19 protein-coding genes are annotated in these 22,012 nt (G+C 71.1%); 12 read left to right on the top strand and 7 right to left on the bottom strand.

Translation table 11 applies throughout. The features are described 5' to 3' along the window. Positions 1-53: 53 nt before the first annotated feature. The 3 genes from OG266_RS08325 to OG266_RS08315 all read right to left on the bottom strand — a co-directional run bounded on the left by OG266_RS08325 (position 54) and on the right by OG266_RS08315 (position 4,381). Positions 54-1,652: an FAD-dependent oxidoreductase gene (locus OG266_RS08325; RefSeq protein ID WP_371544138.1), complete on the bottom strand. Its 1,599-nt coding sequence runs from the start codon at positions 1,650-1,652 to the stop codon at positions 54-56. A gap of 50 nt (positions 1,653-1,702) precedes the next feature. After that, positions 1,703-2,728 (bottom strand): LacI family DNA-binding transcriptional regulator, encoded by a 1,026-nt coding sequence (locus OG266_RS08320; RefSeq protein ID WP_371552694.1) that lies wholly within the window; start codon positions 2,726-2,728, stop codon positions 1,703-1,705. 201 nt (positions 2,729-2,929) lie between these two features. Beyond that, positions 2,930-4,381, bottom strand: coding sequence for a PucR family transcriptional regulator (locus tag OG266_RS08315; protein WP_371544137.1), 1,452 nt, complete (start codon positions 4,379-4,381; stop codon positions 2,930-2,932). 102 nt (positions 4,382-4,483) lie between these two features. Here OG266_RS08315 and OG266_RS08310 point away from each other — a divergent pair, with 102 nt between their 5' ends. From OG266_RS08310 to OG266_RS08260, 11 genes are all read left to right on the top strand, one after another. Then, positions 4,484-6,019 carry a cytosine permease gene (locus tag OG266_RS08310; protein ID WP_371544136.1) on the top strand — a complete coding sequence of 512 codons (1,536 nt, stop codon included), beginning with the start codon at positions 4,484-4,486 and terminating at the stop codon, positions 6,017-6,019. A 55-nt stretch (positions 6,020-6,074) separates the two neighbouring features. After that, positions 6,075-6,476, top strand: coding sequence for a nuclear transport factor 2 family protein (locus tag OG266_RS08305; RefSeq protein ID WP_371544134.1), 402 nt, complete (start codon positions 6,075-6,077; stop codon positions 6,474-6,476). Positions 6,477-6,492: 16 nt separating this feature from the next. Further along, positions 6,493-7,932 carry a gamma-aminobutyraldehyde dehydrogenase gene (locus OG266_RS08300; protein ID WP_371544133.1) on the top strand — a complete coding sequence of 480 codons (1,440 nt, stop codon included), beginning with the start codon at positions 6,493-6,495 and terminating at the stop codon, positions 7,930-7,932. Positions 7,933-7,997: 65 nt separating this feature from the next. Next, positions 7,998-8,831 carry a M55 family metallopeptidase gene (locus OG266_RS08295; RefSeq protein WP_371544132.1) on the top strand — a complete coding sequence of 278 codons (834 nt, stop codon included), beginning with the start codon at positions 7,998-8,000 and terminating at the stop codon, positions 8,829-8,831. Continuing rightward, positions 8,824-10,128: a M20/M25/M40 family metallo-hydrolase gene (locus OG266_RS08290; RefSeq protein WP_371544131.1), complete on the top strand. Its 1,305-nt coding sequence runs from the start codon at positions 8,824-8,826 to the stop codon at positions 10,126-10,128. The genes OG266_RS08295 and OG266_RS08290 overlap by 8 nt, the downstream gene beginning before the upstream one ends. 30 nt (positions 10,129-10,158) lie before the next feature. Beyond that, a complete protein-coding gene (locus tag OG266_RS08285) occupies positions 10,159-12,120 on the top strand; it encodes a prolyl oligopeptidase family serine peptidase (protein ID WP_371544129.1) in 1,962 nt (653 codons plus the stop codon). A gap of 31 nt (positions 12,121-12,151) precedes the next feature. Further along, positions 12,152-13,081, top strand: a complete 930-nt coding sequence (locus OG266_RS08280) for an LD-carboxypeptidase (RefSeq protein ID WP_371544127.1) — start codon at positions 12,152-12,154, stop codon at positions 13,079-13,081. A gap of 153 nt (positions 13,082-13,234) precedes the next feature. Then, on the top strand, positions 13,235-15,007 hold the full coding sequence (locus OG266_RS08275; RefSeq protein ID WP_371544125.1) for a CocE/NonD family hydrolase: 1,773 nt from the start codon (positions 13,235-13,237) through the stop codon (positions 15,005-15,007). A gap of 77 nt (positions 15,008-15,084) precedes the next feature. Next, positions 15,085-15,333: a DUF1049 domain-containing protein gene (locus tag OG266_RS08270; RefSeq protein WP_266473465.1), complete on the top strand. Its 249-nt coding sequence runs from the start codon at positions 15,085-15,087 to the stop codon at positions 15,331-15,333. 40 nt (positions 15,334-15,373) lie between these two features. Next, positions 15,374-15,925, top strand: coding sequence for a GNAT family N-acetyltransferase (locus tag OG266_RS08265; RefSeq protein ID WP_371544124.1), 552 nt, complete (start codon positions 15,374-15,376; stop codon positions 15,923-15,925). 33 nt (positions 15,926-15,958) lie between these two features. Then, the gene (locus OG266_RS08260) at positions 15,959-16,855 is read left to right on the top strand and encodes an arginase family protein (protein ID WP_371544122.1); all 897 of its coding nucleotides are present in this window, start codon (positions 15,959-15,961) and stop codon (positions 16,853-16,855) included. Between the two features lie 149 nt (positions 16,856-17,004). Here OG266_RS08260 and OG266_RS08255 read toward each other — a convergent pair whose 3' ends face one another. The 4 genes from OG266_RS08255 to OG266_RS08240 all read right to left on the bottom strand — a co-directional run bounded on the left by OG266_RS08255 (position 17,005) and on the right by OG266_RS08240 (position 20,063). Then, positions 17,005-17,358 carry a VOC family protein gene (locus OG266_RS08255; protein WP_329544620.1) on the bottom strand — a complete coding sequence of 118 codons (354 nt, stop codon included), beginning with the start codon at positions 17,356-17,358 and terminating at the stop codon, positions 17,005-17,007. A gap of 70 nt (positions 17,359-17,428) precedes the next feature. Further along, on the bottom strand, positions 17,429-17,599 hold the full coding sequence (locus OG266_RS08250) for a hydrophobic protein (RefSeq protein ID WP_266473458.1): 171 nt from the start codon (positions 17,597-17,599) through the stop codon (positions 17,429-17,431). A gap of 44 nt (positions 17,600-17,643) precedes the next feature. Then, the gene (locus tag OG266_RS08245) at positions 17,644-18,465 is read right to left on the bottom strand and encodes a class I SAM-dependent methyltransferase (RefSeq protein WP_371544121.1); all 822 of its coding nucleotides are present in this window, start codon (positions 18,463-18,465) and stop codon (positions 17,644-17,646) included. Positions 18,466-18,569: 104 nt separating this feature from the next. After that, a complete protein-coding gene (locus tag OG266_RS08240) occupies positions 18,570-20,063 on the bottom strand; it encodes a bifunctional phosphatase PAP2/diacylglycerol kinase family protein (RefSeq protein ID WP_371544119.1) in 1,494 nt (497 codons plus the stop codon). Between the two features lie 224 nt (positions 20,064-20,287). Here OG266_RS08240 and OG266_RS08235 point away from each other — a divergent pair, with 224 nt between their 5' ends. Continuing rightward, the gene (locus tag OG266_RS08235; RefSeq protein ID WP_266473452.1) at positions 20,288-21,907 is read left to right on the top strand and encodes an ATP-binding cassette domain-containing protein; all 1,620 of its coding nucleotides are present in this window, start codon (positions 20,288-20,290) and stop codon (positions 21,905-21,907) included. Positions 21,908-22,012: the final 105 nt, after the last annotated feature.

Genomic DNA, 22,012 nt, shown 5'->3' with positions numbered 1-22,012 from the left:
GGGCGGGGCGGGTGGAGCCGCCCCGCCCGAACTCCCGTCCACGCGGGGTGTGTTCAGTAGCCGCGTACGTCCGGCCAGTGGCGTTGCACTCCGTCGCGGTCGAGCAGCCGCGCGAACTCCTCGAACCGCTTGTCCTCGGCCTGCACCTGGTGCGGTTCGACGTCCTCGTTGACGCAGTGCGCGGCCAGGGCACCGGCGACCTCGCCGACGTTCCACTCCACCGGGTGGAGCCGGTAGCAGCCGTTGGTGATGTGCGTGGTGCCGATGTTCTTGCCGGCGGGCAGCAGGTTGCGCACCCGGCGCGGCACGAGCGCGCCGAGCGGGATCTCGAACGGCACGGACCCGATGTCGATGTAGTTGTCGCCGCCGGTCGAGGGATGCAGGTCGATGCGGTAGCTGCCGACGCCGACGGAGTCCCGGTGCTTGGTGCCGCCGTATGGGCCGACCAGGTCGATCGCCACGTCGTGCTCGGTGACGGTGGTGACGGCTTTGATACGGCGGGACTCGCGGACGTACGCGGCCTTGGCCAGGCCGTCCGCCGTGCCGGTCACGTCCGGGCGGATCCGCAGGCCCGGGAATCCGGTGCCGCCGTCCGTGCGCGGCGCCTCGGTCTGCAGCCAGTACAGCAGCGACAGCGACAACTGACGTGCCTCGCGCAGCGCTTCGGCCTCCTGTCCGATGTACGGCTTGAGCCAGTAGTCGTTGAGCGGCCAGTTGACGAGCGTGATGTCGGAATCGAAGGCGCCCGGGGAGTGCAGCTTGCGGGCGAGGATGCGGCGGAAGCCCCAAAGCTCCTTGTCACCGGCGTCGGCGCTCTGGTCGGCGGAGACGCCGAGCGGGTCGAGGGCCGGATTCGGTACGAAGGTCCGCGGCACCGGCTCCATCGTGCGCGGATCGGGTGCCTCGAAGCCGAGCAGCGGGCCCGGCCAGAACGAGGGCTGGTAGGTGCGCCAGAAGTCGAAGTCCTCCGGGCGGTCGATGGTGTGGTCCTCGCCCTCGTGGTGGGAGAGCGCGAAGGTGACGGTGATGCCCTGCTGGTTGAGGGGCTGGGCCTCGTCGGGGGCGTGTGGCTCGTCGAACTCGGCGCGTGCCTCGGCCCCGTTCGCGTGCTCGACGCCCGCGAGATGGAGGAGTTCGCCCGTCTCGGTGGCGTCCAGGACGTAACGCGCGGTGAGAGTGCGATGCGTCCCGTCGCGCAGGTCCTTCAGGGTCACCGACCGTACGACATCGTTGTCGGACTCGGCGGAGACCGGCCGGTGCTCGGTGAGTACGGTCAGCCGCCCGGCTGCCCGGTGGGGCGCGAGCATGCCCTCCAGGACGGCGAGGGCGACCCTCGGCTCGTGGCAGAGCTTGCTGACGCGGCCCGCTCCCGGGTTGAGGTCGGCGAGCGCCAGGGCCTCGGCCCGCAGCGGGTACCAGTGGCGGTAGTAGCTCCGGATCTCCTCACGCAGCCGGCGGTACGAGGCGGTCGTGCCGAACCGCTCGACCCACGGGTGCTCGTCGGGCGGTACGGCCTGGCTGGTGAGCTGGCCGCCGATCCAGTCCGTCTCCTCGGTGAGCACGACGCTGCGTCCTGCCCGGCAGGCGGCGAGTGCGGCGGCCACGCCGCCAAGGCCGCCGCCCACGACGAGGATGTCGGCTTCGGGTATCACGCTTCTCCTAGCTGTCGGTTCCGGTTCTTGGGGTCCTGTAGGGACAGTGCTCAGGAACGGGCGCGAGGCGGTCCCGCCGTCAGACCCGGGCGGAAGACACAGCTGACGAGCGGCTCCCGCGCCTCCTCGCCCGCGACGAGCGCGGCCAGCAGACGTACGGCCGCGGCGCCCAACTGCGGCCGGGGGATGTCGAATCCGGTGGGTTCGGGTTCCCCCGCCAGGTCGGCGGGCGGGCTGCCGAGCAGGGCGAGAGACACCTCCGTGGGGCAGTCGAGGCCCGCCTCGCGCACGGCGGAGAGCAGGCCTCGCCAGGCCGCCCCGGTGTCGGTCTCCTCCGCGACGAAGGCCGTCACCCCTTCATCGGCCCAGGCACGCAGCCGTTCGGGCGTGAGCTCCCGCTGCGGATCCGCGGACCGGAAGACGGTCGTGGGCCCGCAGGGCAGACCTGCCGCTGCCAGCCCTTCCAGGAAGCCGCGCTGACGGTCCGCCGAGGCGGGCGCGTCGTCGTCCTCGCGGACCAGGACGATCCGCCGGTGCCCCAACCCGGCCAGATGGCCCACGACTTCACGCGTGGCCGCGACATAGTCCGCGCCCACCCATGCCACGCCCTCCAGCTCCTCGCGGCGGCCCAGGTGTACGACGGGGAAGCCGTCCTCGACCAGCCGCTTCAGCTCCGCCCGGGGTGTGTGACGGCCGAGGAAGAGGCAGCCGTCGGCGAGCCGGACCCGGCTCAGCGCTTCGGGACCCGCGGCCCCCGCGCCGCCGGTGCTCGACCCGGTGAACAGCACCAGGTCGTAGCCGAGCGCCGCCGCCTCTCGCTCCACGCCGACCAGGAAGGGGTAGTACGAGTGCTGCACATCGGTCGGGAACGTGGCGGTGAAGCTGAAGACGCCGAGGAGGTTGTTGCGGGCGGCGGCCAGCCGCCGGGCGGCCGGGTCGGGAACGTAGCCGAGGCTGCGGGCCGCCTCCAGGACCCGTTGGCGGGTCTCCTCGGAGATGACGGGTCCCTTGCCGTCGGGCCTGGCCGAAAGCACCAGGGACACGGTCGCCTGGGACACCCCCGCGAGCCGGGCCACCTCGGCCTGCCGGGGCCTTGACGTACGCCCGGCCGGAGCGGGTGTACGTCCGGGCCGCTTCCTGGGTTCCACAGTGATCTCTCTCCTCCGGGGCAGGATCGGGCGCTGTCTGCGGCGCTGTTAATGCGTATTACCTAATGCGCATTAACGAGAGACTGTGCACTTCCCCGCGCGGCGGGTCAAGGGTTGGGACAGGGAAAATCAGTCGGTGAGGCCGAGCGCTCCCGCTGCCTGGATCGCCAGCCAGACCTCGGCCAGGGCACCCGTCGACGTCAGGTCACGGTTGGCGAGAGCGCCGAAGCGGCGCAGCCGGTAGGCGAGGGTGTTCGGATGGATGTGGAGCGCCGCGGCAGCCGCGTCGGTACGGCGGTTGCGCTCCATCCAGGTGCGGGCGGAGACCAGCAACTGCGAGTCGTGGGCCTCGTCGTAGCGCAGCACCTCGCCGAGCACGTGCTGGACGAGTGCCGTCAGGACAGCGGGGTCGTCGGGCAGCCACCGGCCCGTCGAGTCGTCGCCGTACCGGACGACGGGGCGGCCCGACTCCACGGCCTTGGAGACCGCCCAGAGCGCCTCGCGCTGGGCGACCTTCAGCGCGGCGCCCGGCGAGAAGGGGCGGCTCATCCCGGCGGCCACGGCCGGCAGCTCACCGACGGCCACCGCCAGCTCTGGCGATCCCAGGACGTAGCGGTCCTCGCCCCAGGTGAGCAGCAGATGGGGATGGTCCTCCAGGCAGCGCAGCAGCGCCTCGTCGGTGGTGTGGCGCACCACGAGGAGCACGGTGTCGCCCTCGATCGAGTGCCGGGCGAGCCGGCGGCGCGCCGCCTCCGGGTCGAGCACCTCCTGCAGCAGTTCGGCCAGCGTCTCCGCGCCCTCGCGGCGCAGCGTCTCGCGCTCGTTGCGCACCATCGCAAGCCGCAGCGCCGCCACGGTGGCGATGTGCTGGGCGACGGCGAGCCCTCCGGGCTGGGCGCCCTGACGTTCGTACGCGACGAGAAAGCCCGCCGGGCCGCCGGGCGCGGGCACCGGGAGGACGAATCCGCCGGGGATCGTCGGTGGAGCGTCGACGGAAGCGGGCAGGACGGCGGGATCCGGCGTGGGAACGCCGGGCAGGAGCGGGCGGCCCTGCGGCGTGCAGAGGTAGACGTCGTAACCCGACAGGCGTTCGAGGCGGCGCAGAAGTGTCGGCGTGTCCAGGTCCTCGGCGACCAGCCAGCGCAGCGAGCCGAAGACCTGGAGCTGCGCGCCCAGCCGGTGCCGGGCGTCCTCCTGGGCCGAGGCCGCGACCTCCTGGGCGACAGCGATGAACGGGACGGCGAGTGGCACTTCGAGGACCGGGAAGCCCCGCTCCTCCGCCGCCCGGAAGAACGCGTCGTGCAGCGGAGGCATGTGCAGCTGCGCGGAGAGCGCGAGAGCCGATACCCCGGCGTCGTCCAGCCGCTCCAGATAGGCGCACTGTCCGGCCGCGGTACGGGGGATCGCCAGGCCCGTCGTCATGATCACCTCGGCACCCAGGAGCCAGGGCGTCGGGTCGGCGAGCTCGCTGGCGTGCGCCCAGGACACCGACCGGCCCAGACCGCCGCTGCCGGCTTTCACAGAGAGCTGGAGTGCCGGGAAGGAGAGCAGATCCTCGACGGTGAGTTTGTTGCTGGCCACATAAGACAGCGTACGGCTCTGTGACGAACACAATTGTCGCTGGTCGTGCCGCGGCCACAGACTGGGGAATCGTCCCCAGCATGAACGGAAGGTGGAGCGCCCGTGACGACCTCGATCACCGAAATCGAGACCTACGGTGTCGAGCGGATCCCGGACGCGGACCGCACGGCCCGCCCGATCGATCTGTTCCGCCTCGCCTTCGGCGGCGCCAACACCTTCGCGACCTGTGTGCTGGGCGCCTTCCCGATCCTCTTCGGCCTCTCCTTCTGGCAGGGTCTGGCGGCGACCGTCCTCGGCCTCGTCGCGGGTGCGCTGCTGCTGGCCCCGATGGCACTGTTCGGGCCCACCAACGGCACGAACAACGCCGTCTCCTCCTCCGCGCACCTCGGCGTGCACGGCCGGGTCGTCGGCTCGTTCCTCTCCCTGCTCACCGCCATCGCGTTCTTCTCGATCTCGGTGTGGTCCTCCGGGGACGCGCTCGTCGGCGGTGCGCACCGGCTCGTCGACGTCCCCGAGTCGGACGTCACCTACGGCATCGCGTACGCGCTCTTCGCCGTGCTCGTCTTGGCCGTCTGCATCTACGGCTTCCGGTTCATGCTGCTGGTCAACAAGATCGCGGTGCTGGCGGCGTCGGCCCTCTTCGTGCTCGGCGCCTTCGCCTTCGCGGGCGACTTCGACCCCGGTTACGCGGGAGCCTTCGCGTCCACCGCCGACCCGCTGTTCTGGCCGTCGTTCATCGGCGCCGCGCTGATCGTGCTCTCCAACCCGGTCTCCTTCGGCGCGTTCCTCGGCGACTGGTCCCGCTACATCCCGGCCGGAGCCCCGCGCCGCCGGGTGATGGGGGCCGCGTTCCTCGCCCAGATCGCCACCCTGCTGCCGTTCCTCTTCGGCCTGGCCACCGCGTCGATCATCGCGACGAAGGCCGCGAAGTACGTCGACCCGGCCGCCCCCAACTACGTGGGCGGACTGCTCGCGATCTCGCCCGGCTGGTACTTCCTGCCGCTCTGCCTGATCGCTCTGATCGGCGGCCTCTCCACCGGTACGACGGCCCTGTACGGCACGGGTCTCGACTTCTCCAGCGTCTTCACGCGCTTCAGCCGCGTCCAGGCCACCTTCTTCATCGGCGCCCTGTCCATCGCGTTCATCTTCGTCGGCCGCTTCGCGCTCAACCTCGCGCAGTCCATCTCCACCTTCGCCACGCTGATCATCACCTGCACCGCACCGTGGATGATCGTCATGGCGCTCGGCTACGTCACCCGGCGCGGCTGGTACGACCCGGAGGCGCTGCAGGTCTTCAACCGCCGCCAGCGCGGTGGCCGCTACTGGTTCACGCACGGCTGGAACTGGCGCGGCATGTCCACCTGGCTCGTCTCCGCCGTCGTGGCGCTCCTCTTCACCAACCTTCCCGGCCAGTTCGTCGGCCCGCTCGGCGACCTGGCCAACGGCACGGACATCTCGCTGCCCGTCGGCCTGGGCCTCGCGACCGTGCTCTACCTCGCCCTGCTCGCCCTGTTCCCCGAGCCGCGCGCCGTGTACGGACCGGCCGGACCCCGCTTCGTCCGGGCCTCGGACGCCCCCGTGCCGCCCATCACCGGCGGCACCGACGAGACCGTCACCGAACCCGCCGCGGTCCACTGAGCCCTCGCCCCCCGAAGCCGAACGCCGCGCGTTCATCCACGACCAGGAGCCGTGCATGAGTACCACCACCGTCCAGGAAGTCCGGGCCGCCGCGGACGCGCTCGTCGCCGCCTTCGCCGAGGGCCGCCTCGAGGACTACTTCGGCGCCTTCGCCCCGGACGCGACCTTCGTCTTCCACACCACCCCGCAGCGGCTCGGCTCCACGACCGAGTACCGCGCGCTCTGGCAGCAGTGGGTGGAGCAGGACGGTTTCCGCATCCTCGGCTGCACTTCGTCCGCACAGCTGATCCAGCCCTTCGGCGACACGGCCGTCTTCAGCCACGACGTCGAGACCCGGGTCGCCACCCACGCCGGCGAAGAGACGGTTCACGAGCGGGAGACCATCGTCTTCGCCCGTGCCGACGACGGCGGCTGGACGGCCGTCCACGAGCACCTGTCCGCCCGCACCGCCGCCTGACCAGGAGAGACGTTCCATGAGCACCACGTTCCGCAACTACATCGACGGTGCGTTCGCCGACGCCTCGGACGGCCGCACACTCGATGTGGTGGACCCCACCACCGGTGACGTCTACGCGACCTCCCCGCTCTCGGGGGCGGCGGACGTCGACGCGGCGATGGCGGCCGCGGCCGCGGCGTTCCCCGTCTGGCGCGACACCACACCGTCCGTGCGTCAGCGCACGCTGCTGAAGATCGCCGACGCGATGGAGGCACGGGCCGACGAACTGGTCGCCGCGGAGAGCCGCGACACCGGCAAGCCGCTCCACCTCACCCGCAGCGAGGAACTCGCCCCCGCCATCGACCAGGTCCGCTTCTTCGCCGGCGCGGCTCGGATGCTGGAGGGCCGCTCGGCCGGTGAGTACATGGAGGGGATGACGTCCATCATCCGCCGCGAGCCGGTCGGTGTGTGCGCACAGGTCGCGCCGTGGAACTACCCGCTGTTGATGGCGGTGTGGAAGTTCGCCCCGGCGCTCGCGGCGGGCAACGCGGTGGTCCTCAAGCCCTCGGACACCACCCCGGCCTCCACGGTGCTGATCGCCGAGATCATCGGCGGTGTCCTGGAGGAGCTGGCGCTGCCCCGCGGCATCTTCAACGTGGTCTGCGGCGACCGTGAGACCGGCCGTCTGATGGTGGAGCACTCGACCCCGGCGATGGCCTCCATCACCGGTTCGGTACGCGCCGGCATCCAGGTCGCCCAGAGCGCGGCCAAGGACGTCAAGCGGGTCCACCTGGAGCTCGGCGGCAAGGCCCCGGCGGTGGTCTTCGAGGACGCCGACCTGGCGAAGGCGGTCGAGGACCTGGTGGTCGGCGGCTTCTTCAACGCCGGTCAGGACTGCACGGCAGCGACCCGCGTCCTGGTCCACGAGTCGGTCCACGACGAGTTCGTCGCCGCCCTCGCCAAGGCCGCGGCCGACACGAGGACCGGGCAGCCGGACGACGAGGACGTGCTGTACGGACCGCTCAACAACGCGGGTCAGCTCGCCCAGGTCAGCGGCTTCATCGAGCGCCTCCCCGAGCACGCCAAGGTCGAGGCGGGCGGCCACCGGGTCGGCGAGAAGGGCTACTTCTACGCCCCGACCGTGGTCTCCGGCCTCCGCCAGGACGACGAGATCATCCAGAACGAGGTCTTCGGCCCGGTCATGACGGTCCAGTCGTTCACGGAGGAGGCCCAGGCCGTGCAGTACGCCAACGGCGTCGACTACGCACTGGCCTCCTCGGTGTGGACCAAGGACCACGCGCGGGCGATGCGGATGTCGAAGAACCTCGACTTCGGCTGCGTGTGGATCAACACCCACATGGCCCTCGTCGCCGAGATGCCGCACGGCGGGTTCAAGAAGTCCGGCTACGGCAAGGACCTCTCCGCGTACGGCTTCGAGGACTACACCCGGATCAAGCACGTCATGACGTCTCTCTGACACCAGGGCGTGCGTCGCCGCCTCTTCGTGGCGAGTTTCCGTGTCGATGCGTAACGTGACGCACCATGAAGATCCTCATCAGCGCCGACATGGAAGGCGCCACCGGGGTGACCTGGCCCGCCGACGTGCTGCCCGGGACACCGCAGTGGGAGCGGTGCCGTGCGATGTTCACCTCGGACGTCAACGCCGCCGTGCTCGGCTTCTTCGACGGCGGCGCCGACGAGGTGCTGATCAACGAGGCCCACTGGACCATGCGGAATCTGCTCCTCGAACAGCTGGACGAGAGAGCGGAGATGCTCACCGGGCGGCACAAGTCGCTGTCCATGGTGGAAGGCGTACAGCACGGTGACGTGGACGGGATCGCCTTCGTCGGTTACCACGCGGGCGCCGGCATGGAGGGCGTCCTCGCGCACACCTATCTCGCGAACTCCATCACCGGCGTGTGGGTGAACGACGTACGCGCCAGTGAGGGGCTCCTCAACTCCCATGTGGTCGCCGAGTACGGCGTGCCCGTCGTGCTCGTCACCGGGGACGACCTGGCCTGCGAGGACGCGCTCGGCTACGCGCCCGGGGCACTGAAGGTCGCCGTCAAGGACCATGTGTCCCGGTACGCGGCCGTGTGCCGTACGCCCTCCAGGACCGCCGCCGACATCCGCGCCGCAGCCAAGGAGGCAGCGTCCCTGGCGGTCCGTCAGGAACCGTTCGTGGGCGGCCCGTTCACCGTGATGCTGGAGTTCGACGCCGAGCACCTGTCGATGGCGGCGACCGTGGTGCCGGGCGTCGAGCGTGTCGGGGAGCGGAAGGTGGCGTACACCAGCGGCACCATGTACGAGGGAATCCGCACGTTCAAGGCGGTCACGACGATCGTGTCGGCCGCGGTGGAGGAGCAGTATGGCTGACGCGCAGGCGCTGGACGAGGTCGTACGGTTCACCTCCGACCTCATCCGCATCGACACCACCAACCGGGGCGGCGGGGACTGCCAGGAGCGCCCGGCCGCCGAGTACGCCGCCGCCCTGCTGGCCGAGGCGGGCCTGGAACCCACCCTCCTCGAGCGCACCAAGGGACGTACGAACGTCGTCGCCCGCCTCGAAGGCACCGACCCCTCGGCCGACGCGCTGCTCGTGCACGGTCACCTGGACGTCGTGCCCGCACAGGCCGAGGACTGGAGCGTGCACCCGTTCTCCGGGGAGGTCCGCGACGGGGTCGTCTGGGGGCGCGGCGCCATCGACATGAAGAACATGGACGCGATGATCCTGGCGGTCGTGCGGTCCTGGGCGCGTACGGGCGTACGGCCCCGGCGTGACCTCGTGATCGCGTTCACCGCCGACGAGGAGGCGAGCGCCGTGGACGGCTCGGGTTTCCTCGCCGACCATCACCCGGGGCTCTTCGAGGGGTGCACCGAAGGCGTCAGCGAGTCCGGGGCGTTCACCTTCCACGACGGCAGCGGGCGCGAGCTGTACCCGATCGCGGCGGGCGAGCGCGGCACCGGCTGGCTCAAGCTCACCGCGCGCGGCCGGGCGGGACACGGCTCCAAGGTGAACCGGAGCAACGCGGTGACGCGGCTGGCCGAAGCGGTCGCGCGGATCGGCGCGCACGAGTGGCCGCTGCGGCTCACTCCGACCGTGCGCGCGGCGCTCACCGAACTCGCCGCCGTGTACGGCGTCGACGCCGACTTCGAGGACGTCGACGGCCTGCTGGCCAAGCTCGGCCCCGCCGCCACACTCGTCGAGTCGACCGTGCGCAACAGCGCCAACCCGACCATGCTCAGCGCCGGTTACAAGATCAACGTGATTCCGGGGGAGGCCGTCGCGCACGTCGACGGCCGGTATCTGTACGAACACGAGGACGAGTTCCGCGCCACCCTCGACCGGCTCACCGGACCGGACGTGGAGTGGGAGTTCGAGCACCGCGAGGTGGCCCTGCAGGCGCCGCTGGAGTCGGCGACGTACGCGAGGATGCGCGCCGCCGTCGAGGAGTTCGCGCCCGAGGGGCATGTGGTGCCGTACTGCATGTCGGGCGGCACGGACGCCAAGCAGTTCTCGCGCCTCGGCATCACCGGCTACGGATTCACGCCGCTGAAGCTCCCGGAGGGTCTCGATTACCAGGCCCTCTTCCACGGCGTCGACGAGCGCGTCCCGGTCGAGGCGCTCCACTTCGGCGTCCGCGTCCTGGACCGTTTCCTGCGCACGGCCTAGACGTGTAGGGATGCGGGGATAGTGGGGGACATGGTGCAGACCTTGGCGTACGGATCGTGGCCCTCACCCATCGACGCTATTCTCGCCGCCGCGCACGACGGGCACCCCGACTCCGTCGGCTTCGTCGGCGACGAGTCGTGGTGGACGGAACCCCGGCCCACGGAGGGCGGGCGGCGCACCCTCGTACGGCGGAAGGCCGACGGCACCGAGGAGTCGGTGCTGCCCGCCCCGTGGAACGTGCGCAGCCGGGTCATCGAGTACGGCGGGCAGGCATGGGCTGGCGAGATGCGCCCGGAAGGGCCGCTGGTGGTGTTCGTGAATTTCGCCGACCAGCGGCTGTATCTGTACGAAGCCGGCCGTGAACCACGCCCGTTGACTCCGATCTCGCTCGTCGGCGGCGGACTGCGCTGGGTGGACCCGCAGTTGCGGGTGGAGCGGGGCGAAGTGTGGTGCGTACTCGAGGAGTTCACCGGAGACGGGCCGACCGACGTACGGCGGGTCCTCGCCGCGGTGCCGCTGGACGGTTCGGCGGCGCAGGACCGGGACGCCGTACGTGAACTCACCGACGCACGCCACCGGTTCGTCACCGGGCCCCGCCTCTCGCCCGACGGCCGACGCGCGGCCTGGCTTGCCTGGGACCATCCGCGGATGCCGTGGGACGGCACGGAACTGCTCGTCGCCGAGGTGGCCGACGACGGCACGCTCCTGGAGGCCCGCACGGTGGCCGGCGGCCCCGACGAGTCGATCGCCCAGGCCGAGTGGGGCATCGACGGCGCCCTGCTGTACGCCAGTGATCGCACCGGCTGGTGGAACCTGTACCGCGACGGGGTGCCCGTGTGCCCCCGCGAGGAGGAGTTCGGCGGGCCGCTGTGGAAGATCGGCCAACGCTGGTTCGCACCGCTGGAGGACGGACTGATCGCCGTCGTGCACGGGCGGGGCGCCACCGCGCTCGGCATCCTGGACCCGGAGACCGGCGAGGTCGTCGACGCGGCGGGCCCCTGGACCGAGTTCGCCCCCACGCTCGCCGCGCACGGCAGCCGCATCCTGGGTATCGGGGCCAGCCCCCGCAGCGCGTACGAGGTCGTCGAACTGGACGCCCGCACCGGCCGCGCCCGGATCACCGGCGCCGCGCACGACGACCCGGTGGACCCCTCGTACTACCCGGAGCCCCAGATCCGCACCTTCACCGGACCCGCCGGACGCGAGATCCACGCACACATCTATCCGCCGCACCACCCCGGCCACATGGCACCCGACGACGAACTGCCGCCGTACGTCGTCCGGGCGCACGGCGGCCCCACCAGCCGGGCCCCTCTCGTCCTCGACCTGGAGATCGCCTACTTCACCTCTCGGGGCATCGGCGTCGCCGAGGTCAACTACGGAGGATCGACGGGGCACGGGCGGGAGTACCGCAACCGGCTGCGTGAACAGTGGGGCGTCGTCGACGTCGAGGACTGCACGGCCGTCGCGCTCGCGCTGGCGGAAGAGGGCACCGCGGACCGGCGACGGCTCGCCATCCGCGGAGGCAGCGCGGGCGGCTGGACGACGGCCGCGTCCCTGACGAGCACCGACGTGTACGCCTGCGGCACGATCCTCTACCCGATCCTCGACCTCGCCGCCTGGGCCTCGGGAGAGACCCACGACTTCGAGTCGCAGTACCTGGAGACCCTGATCGGGCCGCTCACCGAGGTGCCGGCCCGGTACGCGCAGCGGTCGCCCACCCTGCATGCCGACCGCATCGGCGCACCCTTCCTGCTGCTCCAGGGCCTCGACGACGTCATCTGTCCGCCCGCGCAGTGCGAGCGGTTCCTCGCCAGGCTCGAGGCGCAGGGGCGACGCGTTCCGCATGCCTACATCGCCTTCGAGGGAGAGGGGCACGGCTTCCGGCGGGCCGAGACGACGGTGCGGGTCCTGGAAGCCGAACTCTCCCTGTACGCACAGGTCTTCGGGCTGAATCCGCCCGGTGTCCCGACATTGGAGCTCGCCAAATGAAGCCTGCCGTCCACACCACGGAGTCCGCCCAGTGAAGCCACTGACCCGCCCCGCGCGTCTCGTTCCCGGTTCCCGCGTCGCCGTCGTCGCGCCCAGCGGGCCCGTACCCGAGGAACGGCTGCGGACCGGCCTCGACATCCTGCGCGGCTGGGACCTCGACCCCTTCGTGGCACCCCATGTCCTGGACCGGCACGCGGAGTTCGACTATCTCGCGGGCACGGACGCCGACCGGGCCGCCGACTTCCAGGCCGCCTGGTGCGACCCGGACGTGGACGCGGTGCTGTGCGCCCGCGGCGGATACGGCGCCCAACGCATGGTCGACCTCCTCGACTGGGCCGCGATACGGGCCGCCGGACCCAAGGTGTTCCTCGGCTTCAGCGACATCACGGCGCTGCACGAGGCGTTCGCGACCCGCGCCGGTCTGGTGACCCTGCACGGGCCGATGGTGTCGGCTCCCCTCGACCTCGTCACGAACGCGCGGGCGAAGGAGCATCTGCGGGCGACCCTCTTCGAGCCGGAGTCGGTGCTGACGATCGCGTCCGACACGGGCACCGCGCTGGTGCCGGGGCGGGCCCGGGGCGTCATCCTCGGCGGCTGTGTCAGCCTGCTCGCCGCCGACCTCGGCACACCGCACGCGCGCGCCTCCGCCGAGGGCGGGCTGCTCCTGATCGAGGAGATCGGCGAGGAGGCGTACCGGCTGGACAGGATCCTCACCCAGCTGTTGCGCGGGGGATGGCTGGACGGAGTCGCCGGGATCGCGCTCGGTTCGTGGGTGGACTGCGGTCCGTACGAGGGACTGCGCGCCGTGTTCTCCGACCGGCTGGGCGGGCTCGGCGTGCCCGTGGTCGAGCACTTCGGCTTCGGGCACTGCGAGGGGGCGCTCACGATTCCCCTCGGCGTCCGGGCCGAACTCGACGCCGACGCTGGGACGTTGACCTTGGAGGAGCCCGCTCTCGCCTAGCGCCGCAGCACGCTGAACATCCGTCGAGAAACACCCGGCGCGGTGGTTGACCACGGCTGACACGCGTCACAACATGATTACTGGTCGGTAAGTACCGCCCGACGCAGTCGGGTTGTCCTCAGCGTGGAGGTCTTTGTGTCCCGTCGTTCCCGTGTGCCCAGATCTCGTGCATCGCTGGCTCTGGTCGTGGGCGCCGCGCTCACGGTGCCACTCACGATCACCGCGCCCGCCGCCTCGGCCACCGGTCAGTACACCGTCACCGCCCTGAAGTTCACCGTCCAGGCCGGTGGCAGCACCTGCACGATCGACGCCGACGTCTACCGGCCCGCAGGTGTGGACCGCCGTCACACCGCCCCCGCCGTGCTCGCCACCAACGGCTTCGGCGGAAGCAAGTCGGACGGCTCGACGGACGCCATCGGCAAGGCGTTCGCCGCCCGTGGATACGTCGGGCTCGTCTACTCGGGGCTCGGCTTCGGCCGGTCCGGCTGCCTGATCTCCCTCGACGACCCGCGCGTGGACGGAATGGCCGCCTCCCGCCTCGTCGACTTCCTGGCCGGCACGCGCGCCGCCGACGACGGAACGAAGGCCGACTATGTCACCCGCGACGGCAAGGGCGACCCGCGCGTCGGCATGATCGGCGGCTCCTACGGGGGCGCCGTCCAGATGGCCACCGCCGCCGTGGACCACCGCGTCGACGCACTCGTCCCGATGATCACCTGGAACGACCTGTCGTACGCCCTCGACCCGAACAACGCCGCCGGCGCGCGTTCCGTGCCCGGCGCCTTCAAGTGGCAGTGGACCAACGGCTTCTACCTGATCGGCGAGAGCCTGCCGCTGACCCTGGCGAACCTGGACCCCTCCCGCATCAACTCCGGCACCTGCCTGCACTTCGTGAGCGACGCCTGCGCGACCATCCGGACGCTGAACTCGGGGAGCTACCCGGCCGCCAAGACCGGCCCCCTGCTCAGCTACTCCCGCAGCGTGTCGCCCGTCTCCTACCTCAGCAAGGTGAAGGCGCCGACCCTGCTGGTCCAGGGACAGGCCGATACCCTCTTCAATCTCAACGAGGCGACCGCGACGTACAAGACCCTCAAGGCGCAGGGCACCACGACGAAGATGATCTGGCAGTCGTGGGGGCACAGCGGCGGGCTCACCGACCCGTCGACCGGTGAACTCAACCTGAGCCAGGGCAACTTGGAGACGAGTTACGTCGGCAGGCGGATCCTCGCCTGGTTCGACCGCTACCTCCAGCACCGCAAGGGCGTCGACACCGGCCCCTCCTTCGCGTACTACCGCGACTGGATCGCCGACCCGAACAGCACCTACGACACGGCCTCGCGGGTACCCGCACTCAGCGAGAAGCTCTACCTCTCCGGGGACGGCAAGCTGGTCGACAACCGCAAGAAGGTCGTGCGCGGCAGCCGCGAGTACACCAACGCGCCGGGGCCCACCAGCCACTCCGAGAGCTCCCTCGCCGGCTGGGTCGGGGTGCCCGATCCGGCGCCGAACGACACGGAGGGCACCTACCTCGGCTGGACGAGCGAGCCCCTGACCCGCTCGATCGATGTCGTCGGTGCGCCCAAGGCCACACTGAAGGTGGTCTCGCCGAAGACCGAGGCGGTGCAGAACTCCGGCGACGCCGCCGACAAGCTGGTCCTCTTCGCCAAGCTGTACGACGTGGCGCCCGACGGCACCAAGACGCTGGTGCACCGGCTGGTGGCGCCGGTACGGGTACCGGACGTGACGAAGAGCTTCACCGTCTCGCTGCCCGGGATCGTCCATCGGTACGAGGCCGGGCACCGGCTCCAGTTCGTCGTCGCGGCCAGCGATGACGCGTACTTCGGGAACAAGGGGATCAAGCCGGTGACCATCACCAGCGGGCCGCGGAACACCGGGGTGCTGGAGCTGCCGGTCGTCAGGCGCTGAGCCCCTGGAGTCTCAGGCAGTCACCCGGAGGAACCTCCCGCCGCGCGTGCCGTCGCCTCGCGGCTCATGCTGAGCGCATGAGCCCGAAGACCTCCGAAAGCGCCGGTGCGGGTGGCGGGAAGAGCCGCGGCGGGCTGCTGACGCCCACCAGGGTCAGCGTGGTCGCGCTGGCCCTGCTCGCTCTGATCTTCATCTTCGAGAACACCCGGAGCACCAAGATCAGGCTGCTGATCCCGGAAGTCACCATGCCCCTGTGGATGGCGCTCCTCGGCACCGCGGTGATCGGCGCGCTGTGCGGGGCGTACTTCATGAAGCGCCGAAGGTGAGCGCCGGATACCCCGATACCCCGTCGCGTAGTGTTGCCGGATGCCTGACAACGCCCCCGGATATCTCGCCGCAGGACCCCGCGTGGGCATACGGCACTTCACGTACGCGGACGGCACGGAGTTCACCGCCCGGACCCGGGAGAGCAAGGATCTGCACCAGCCGTGGCTGTTTCCGCCCGGCAGCGCCGACGCCTACGCCGCGTACGCGGGGCGGCTCATCCAGGATCCGACGAAGGCCGGGTTCCTGGTGTGCGAGCGGGACGGCGGAGGCATCGCCGGGTTCATCAACATCAACAACATCGTCGAGGGCGGCTTTCTGAGCGGGGCGCTGGGGTACGGCGCCTTCGCGCACGCGGCCGGGCGGGGGCTGATGGGTGAGGGGCTCGGACTCGTGGTCCGGTACGCCTTCGGGAAGATGGGGCTGCACCGGCTCGAGATCAATGTGCAGCCCGGCAACGCCGCCTCGATCGCGCTCGCCCAGCGGTGCGGATTCCGGCTCGAGGGGTTCTCGCCGGACTTCATCTACATGGACGGGGCCTGGCGCGACCATGAGCGGTGGGCGATCACCGCGGAGATGACCCGGTCCCGCTGACGCCGCTCGGCCGCGTCGGCCAGTATGTGGCCCATGCGCAACATCGTCGTCCTTGACGCCCCCTCCAACCTCGGCTTGCGGCCGCCCGCGCCCGGTACCGTTCCCGGCTGCTACAAGCTCGCCGGCGCGCTGCGCGAGCAGCGGATCGTGCGGCGGCTCGGGGCGCTGGAGGGCGGGGTCGTCGTACCGCCGCGCTACGACCGGGGAGAGTGGCAGGAGGGCGACGGGGTCTTCAACGCGGCCGCCATCGCCTCCTACACCCGCAGGCTTGCCGACCGGATCGAGAACCACGTCCGTGCCGGGGACCTGCCGGTCGTGCTCGGCGGGGACTGCTCCATCCAGCTCGGTGCCTCGCTCGCGCTGCGGCGCATCGGGCGGTTCGGGCTGGCCGCCGTCGACGGCTCGGCCGACTTCCGGCATCCCGGGAACTCGGAGCGGATCGGGGCTGCGGGCGGTGAGGAACTCGCGCTCGCGACCGGGCGCGGGCAGGAGGACCTCACGAACCTCGAAGGCCTGAAGCCCTATCTCAGGGACGAGGACGTACGGCTCTTCGGTATCCGGGACTACGACACCGAGCGGGATGAGCTTGCCGCGCTGAAGATTCCTGTGGTGACTGTGGGGGAGTTGCGGGAGTGGGGTGCGGAGGGGGTTGCGCGGGCCGCCTTGCAGTCGCTGGAGCTTCCGCATCTTGCCGGCTTCTGGGTGCACCTCGATGCCGACTGTCTCGATCCGTCCGTGATGCCCGCCGTCGACAGTCCCGATCCCGACGGGCTGCTCCCGGCCGAACTCCTCGCGCTGCTGCGTCCGTTGGTACGGTCTCCGCGTTGCGCCGGGCTCAACGTCACCATCTACGATCCCGATCTGGATCCGGAGGGGGTGGCGGGGGCGGTGCTGGCGGATGTTGTGGTGGGGGCCGTGGTCGGGGCCTGAGGTTTTTCGCCCCCTCCGCCCCTTCCCGTCCCGTGCTTCCGGGCTACGCCCGGTTTCAGCCCCTCCGGCGTTTGAGGAGCGGGGGTTTGGGGGCGGAGCCCCCAAGTGACGGGAATGGGTAGGGGCGGAGGGGGCGAAAGAACTCCCAGCTACTCCCCGGCCCGGCGGTCCACGTACTCGTACACCGCACCGTCGGGATGCATCGCGATCAGGTTGCGGCCCACCGGGGTCGCCACCGGGCCCGCGAGAATGCGCGCACCCGAGTCGCTGAGGACGCGGTGGGCCTCTTCGACGTCCTTGACGGCGATGGTGGCGGCGACTTTTCGGAGGACGTCCATTTCGGCCGCGGGCCCGCTCATGAGGAGGAAGCAGCCGACCGCGGCGACCGAGACACCGCCGCGGTCGAACCGCAGGGCCTGCCCACCCGCGAGTCTCTCGTAGAACGGGACCGAAGCCTCCAGGTCGTCGACGCAGATACGCAGCGTGGCTCCCAGAATCTCCATACCCACGAGCCTAGTTGTCGAGCAGTGGCCCGAGGTCCTGAATACGGACCTCGGGCCACACGGAACGGGGCTACCACCGATACCAGCGACCCCGGGATCCGGCGGCGCTCGTTCCGCGGACCAGGAAGCCCAGCAGCCATACGGCGAGAACGATCAGAGCGATCCACCAGAGAATCTTCACCGCGAATCCGGCGCCGAAAAGAATCAGGGCCAGAAGCAGTACCAGCAGGATGGGAACCATAGTTTTCGACCTCCTGCATTCCCGGGTTTCCCGAAGCAGGCGAATCAGGCGTCCTTTCGGCAGAGGATCTCTCCGTGCAGTACGGAGAACCAGCCGTCCTCCTGCCGCGCCCACTCCCGCCAGGCGTCCGACACGGCCCGCAGCTGCTCGGCGTTCGCGTGACCGCCCTCCGTGGCGCGGTCCGCGTACGCCGAGGCCAGCGTGCGGTCCGCCCACAGGCCGCCCCACCAGTCCCGCTCGTCCTCGGTGGCGAAGGTCCAGGTGCTCGACGTGGCCGTGATGTCCCGGATGCCGGCCGCCAGTGCCCAGGACTTGAGACGCCGCCCGGCGGCCGGCTCGCCCCCGTTGGCGCGGGCGACGCGCACATACAGGTCCTGCCAGTCGGTCATGCCCGGCACCTCGGGATACCAGGTCATCGCTTCGTAGTCCCCGTCGCGGACGGCGATGTACCCGCCCGGCCTGGTCACCCGGTACATCTCGCGCAGCGCCTGGACCGGGTCGCCCACGTGCTGGAGCACCTGGTGGGCGTGGACCACGCAGAACGTGTCGTCCGGATAGTCCAGCGCGTGCACGTCCGCGACCGCGAACTCGACGTTGTCCAGGCCGCGTTCGGCGGCGGTGGCGCGGGCCTGGTCCAGGATTCCCGGCGCGTGGTCGACGGCGGTGACATGGCCGTCGGGAACCAGCTCCGCCAGGTCGGCGGTGATGGTGCCCGGGCCGCAGCCGATGTCCAGGATCTTCATGTGGGGCTTCAGCGAGTCGAGGAGGTACGCCGCCGAGTTGGCGGCGGTGCGCCAGACGTGCGAGCGCAGCACGGACTCGTGGTGGCCGTGGGTGTAGACGGCGGTCTCCTGGGACTTCGACATGACCGTTCCCCTTCTCGTCCTCATCGACTTCTCGTCGGGTACGCATTCACCGTACGCGTTCATGTCGAATGGTGAGACCTGCGTCTTGGGATATGGACAGCCGGTCAGGGGTGCGGGCGGTACACGGTCAGTGCCTCGGGGATCTTCTGGAGCGTCACCTCGCCCTCCACCTCCGTGACTTCACCGTCGTACGCGAGGAGGGTGCCGGGCGCGACACCGTCCACTCGCAGACGGCGCACCCGTACGGCCGCGTGGGCGGGGGAGCGGGTGAGCGGGCCCGCGAGGGCCGCGGCCAGCAGGCGGGCGGCGGGGCGGCGGCCACCGTGCACGACCCGCACGTCGAGGCGTCCGTCCGCGAGGTCGTAGCGGCGGGCGGGGGCGAGACCCATGCGGTGATAGGTGCCGTTGCCGGCGAACAGCAGCCACAACGGGTGGGTGCGGCCGCCGAGTTCGGCCTGCAGGGGATGGCCGTCCGTGCGCAGGACGCGCAGGACTCCGAGCACCCCGGCCGGCCATTCGCCGATGCGCCGGGACCAGCGCTCCCGTTCCCGCACCAGTTCCGGGTAGACCCCCAGGCTGCAGGTGTTGAGGAAGATGCCCTCCGTGCCGCCCGACGAGAACCGGCCCACGTCCACGCGTATGGCGTTGCGCTCCTGGAGGGCGCGGATCAGATCGCGCGGGCCCTCCACGCCGAGGTCGTGGGCGAAGTGGTTCAGGGTGCCGCCCGGCAGGACGGCGAGGGGGAGGCCATGGCGCAGGGCGATCCGGGCGGCGGTGTTCACGGTGCCGTCGCCGCCGCACACGCCGAGCACCCGGGCGCGGATCGCTGCCTTCTCCAACTCGGCCTCGATGTCGGCCGGTTCGCACTCCACGGTCTCCGCAAGCGGCAGGGCGTCGCGCAGGGCGTCCATCTGGCCCGGAGTGCCCGCGCCCTTGTTGGCCACCATCACCAGGCCCTCGCCCTCGGACAGTGCGGGAACGTCCGCGCCGGGCCGGTCGGGCCGGGGAACCTGGTCGCGGGTCGGAACCAGGGCCCGTACGGCGTACGCGGCGCCCACACCCAGGGCCGCGCCCGCGAGGACATCGCTCGGGAAGTGGACGCCCGTGTACACGCGGGACACGACGACCGCGGTGGCGAGCGGGGCCACGGCTGCGCCCCAGCCTCGGGACTCCAGTGCCACCCCCGTCGCGAAGGCCGCGGCCGAGGCCGCGTGGCCCGACGGGAACGATGTGGTGATCGGCTGGCGCCTGAGCTGCCGGATCAGCGGTACGGGGTCCAGGGCGGGGCGGGGGCGGCGTACCGAGCGCTTGCCGACGGTGTTGATCGTGACCGACGCCAGGGTCAGCGAGGCGAGGCCTCGGGCGGCGGCGGTGCGGGCCCTCGGGGTGCGGGTCGCGGCGATCGCCGTGGCTGCGGCGAACCACAGGACGCCGTGGTTCGCGCTGTGGGTGAGCCGTGGCAGAAGGCGGTCGGCGCCCGGCCAGTGGCGGGTCGCCACGGCCTCGAAGAGGCGGGAGTCGGCGCTCAGGAGCCGGTCCCGGAGGATGCGGGGGCCCGGGGGGCGGAGGGTGAGGTCCACGTCTGGGATCGGGGTCATGGGGGTGCGTGTACCCAGGGCCGGGTTTTTCGCCCCCTCCGCCCCTACCCGTCCCTTGTTCCTGGGGGCTCCGCCCCCAGACCCCCGTATCGCGCTGCGCGCTCGTCCTCAAACGCCGGACGGGCTGAAACCGGGCGGAGCCCGGAAGTGCGGGACGGGCAGGGGCGGAGGGGGCGAAGAAACGCGTTTGCCCAGTGCGGCCCGCCCCCGGAGAATGCACCCCCATGGGACACCTCGAAGCCGCGCATCTTGAGTACTACCTTCCCGACGGGAGGGCGCTGCTCGGCGATGTGTCGTTTCGGGTGGGGGAAGGGGCCGTCGTCGCCCTGGTCGGGCCCAACGGGGCCGGGAAGACGACGCTGCTGCGGCTGATCTCGGGAGAGCTGAAGGCGCACGGGGGGACCGTCACCGTAGGGGGCGGCCTGGGAGTGATGCGCCAGTTCGTGGGATCCGTACGGGACGAGACGACCGTACGGGAACTGCTCGTGTCCGTGGCACCGCACCGGATCCAGCAGGCCGCGAAGGCCGTGGACGCGGCCGAGCACGCGATGATGACCGTCGACGACGAGGCCGCGCAGCTCGGGTACGCGCAGGCGCTGTCCGACTGGGCCGAGGTGCGCGGATACGAGTCGGAGACCCTCTGGGACATGTGCACCGTGGCCGCGCTCGGCATCCCGTACGAGAAGGCGCAGTGGCGCCAGGTGCGGACGCTGTCCGGCGGTGAGCAGAAGCGGCTCGTGCTCGAGGCCCTGCTGCGCGGCACCGACGAGGTGCTGCTCCTGGACGAGCCGGACAACTATCTCGACGTACCCGGAAAGCGCTGGCTGGAGGAGCGGCTCAAGGAGACCCGCAAGACCGTCCTGTTCGTCTCCCACGACCGGGAGCTGCTGGCCCGCGCCGCCGAGAAGATCGTCAGTGTCGAGCCCAGCCCCGCAGGAGCGGACGCCTGGGTGCACGGGGGCGGTTTCGCGACGTACCACGAGGCGCGGCGGGAGCGGTTCGCCCGGTTCGAGGAGCTGCGCAGGCGCTGGGACGAGAAGCACGCCCAGTTGAAGAAGCTGGTGCTGAATCTGCGTCAGGCGGCCTCCATCAGCCATGAGTTGGCGTCCCGTTACCAGGCCGCGCAGACCAGGCTGCGGAAGTTCGAGGAGGCCGGGCCGCCTCCGGAGCCGCCGCGCGAGCAGGACATCAAGATGCGGCTGCACGGCGGCCGTACCGGCGTACGGGCCGTCACCTGCAAGGGACTTGAGCTCACCGGCCTGATGAACCCCTTCGACCTGGAGGTCTTCTACGGCGAACGGGTCGCCGTCCTCGGCTCCAACGGCTCGGGAAAGTCGCACTTCCTGCGGCTGCTCGCAGGCGACACCGTCGCGCACACAGGGGAGTGGAAGCTCGGCGCCCGCGTCGTCGCGGGCCACTTCGCGCAGACGCACGCCCATCCGGAGCTGGAGGGCCGGGCGCTGCTCGACATCCTGTGGAGCGAGCACGCCCAGGACCGCGGCGCCGCCATGTCCCGGCTGCGCCGCTACGAGCTGACCGCGCAGGCCGAGCAGCGTTTCGAGAAGCTCTCCGGCGGCCAGCAGGCCCGTTTCCAGATCCTCCTGCTCGAGCTGGCGGGCTCCACGGCCCTGCTCCTCGACGAGCCGACCGACAACCTCGACCTGGACTCCGCCGAGGCTCTCCAGGAGGGCCTGGAGGCGTACGAGGGGACGGTCCTCGCGGTCACCCACGACCGCTGGTTCGCGCGCTCCTTCGACCGCTACCTGGTCTTCGGCTCCGACGGCCGGGTACGCGAGACCCAGGAGCCGGTCTGGGACGAGCGGCGCGTGGAGCGGGCCCGGTAACGCCTGGAATCAGGGGCTGGGTCCGGAGGACCGGGGCCCCGGATGTTCGTAGAGTGGAGGGAGACGGCGGGATCCACGGCTCCCTCCCGGACGCCGCTCGGGGCA

It is taken from the genome of Streptomyces sp. NBC_00554 (genome assembly GCF_041431135.1).
Taxonomy (GTDB): domain Bacteria; phylum Actinomycetota; class Actinomycetes; order Streptomycetales; family Streptomycetaceae; genus Streptomyces.
This window is presented reverse-complemented; position numbering and strand designations above follow the sequence as displayed.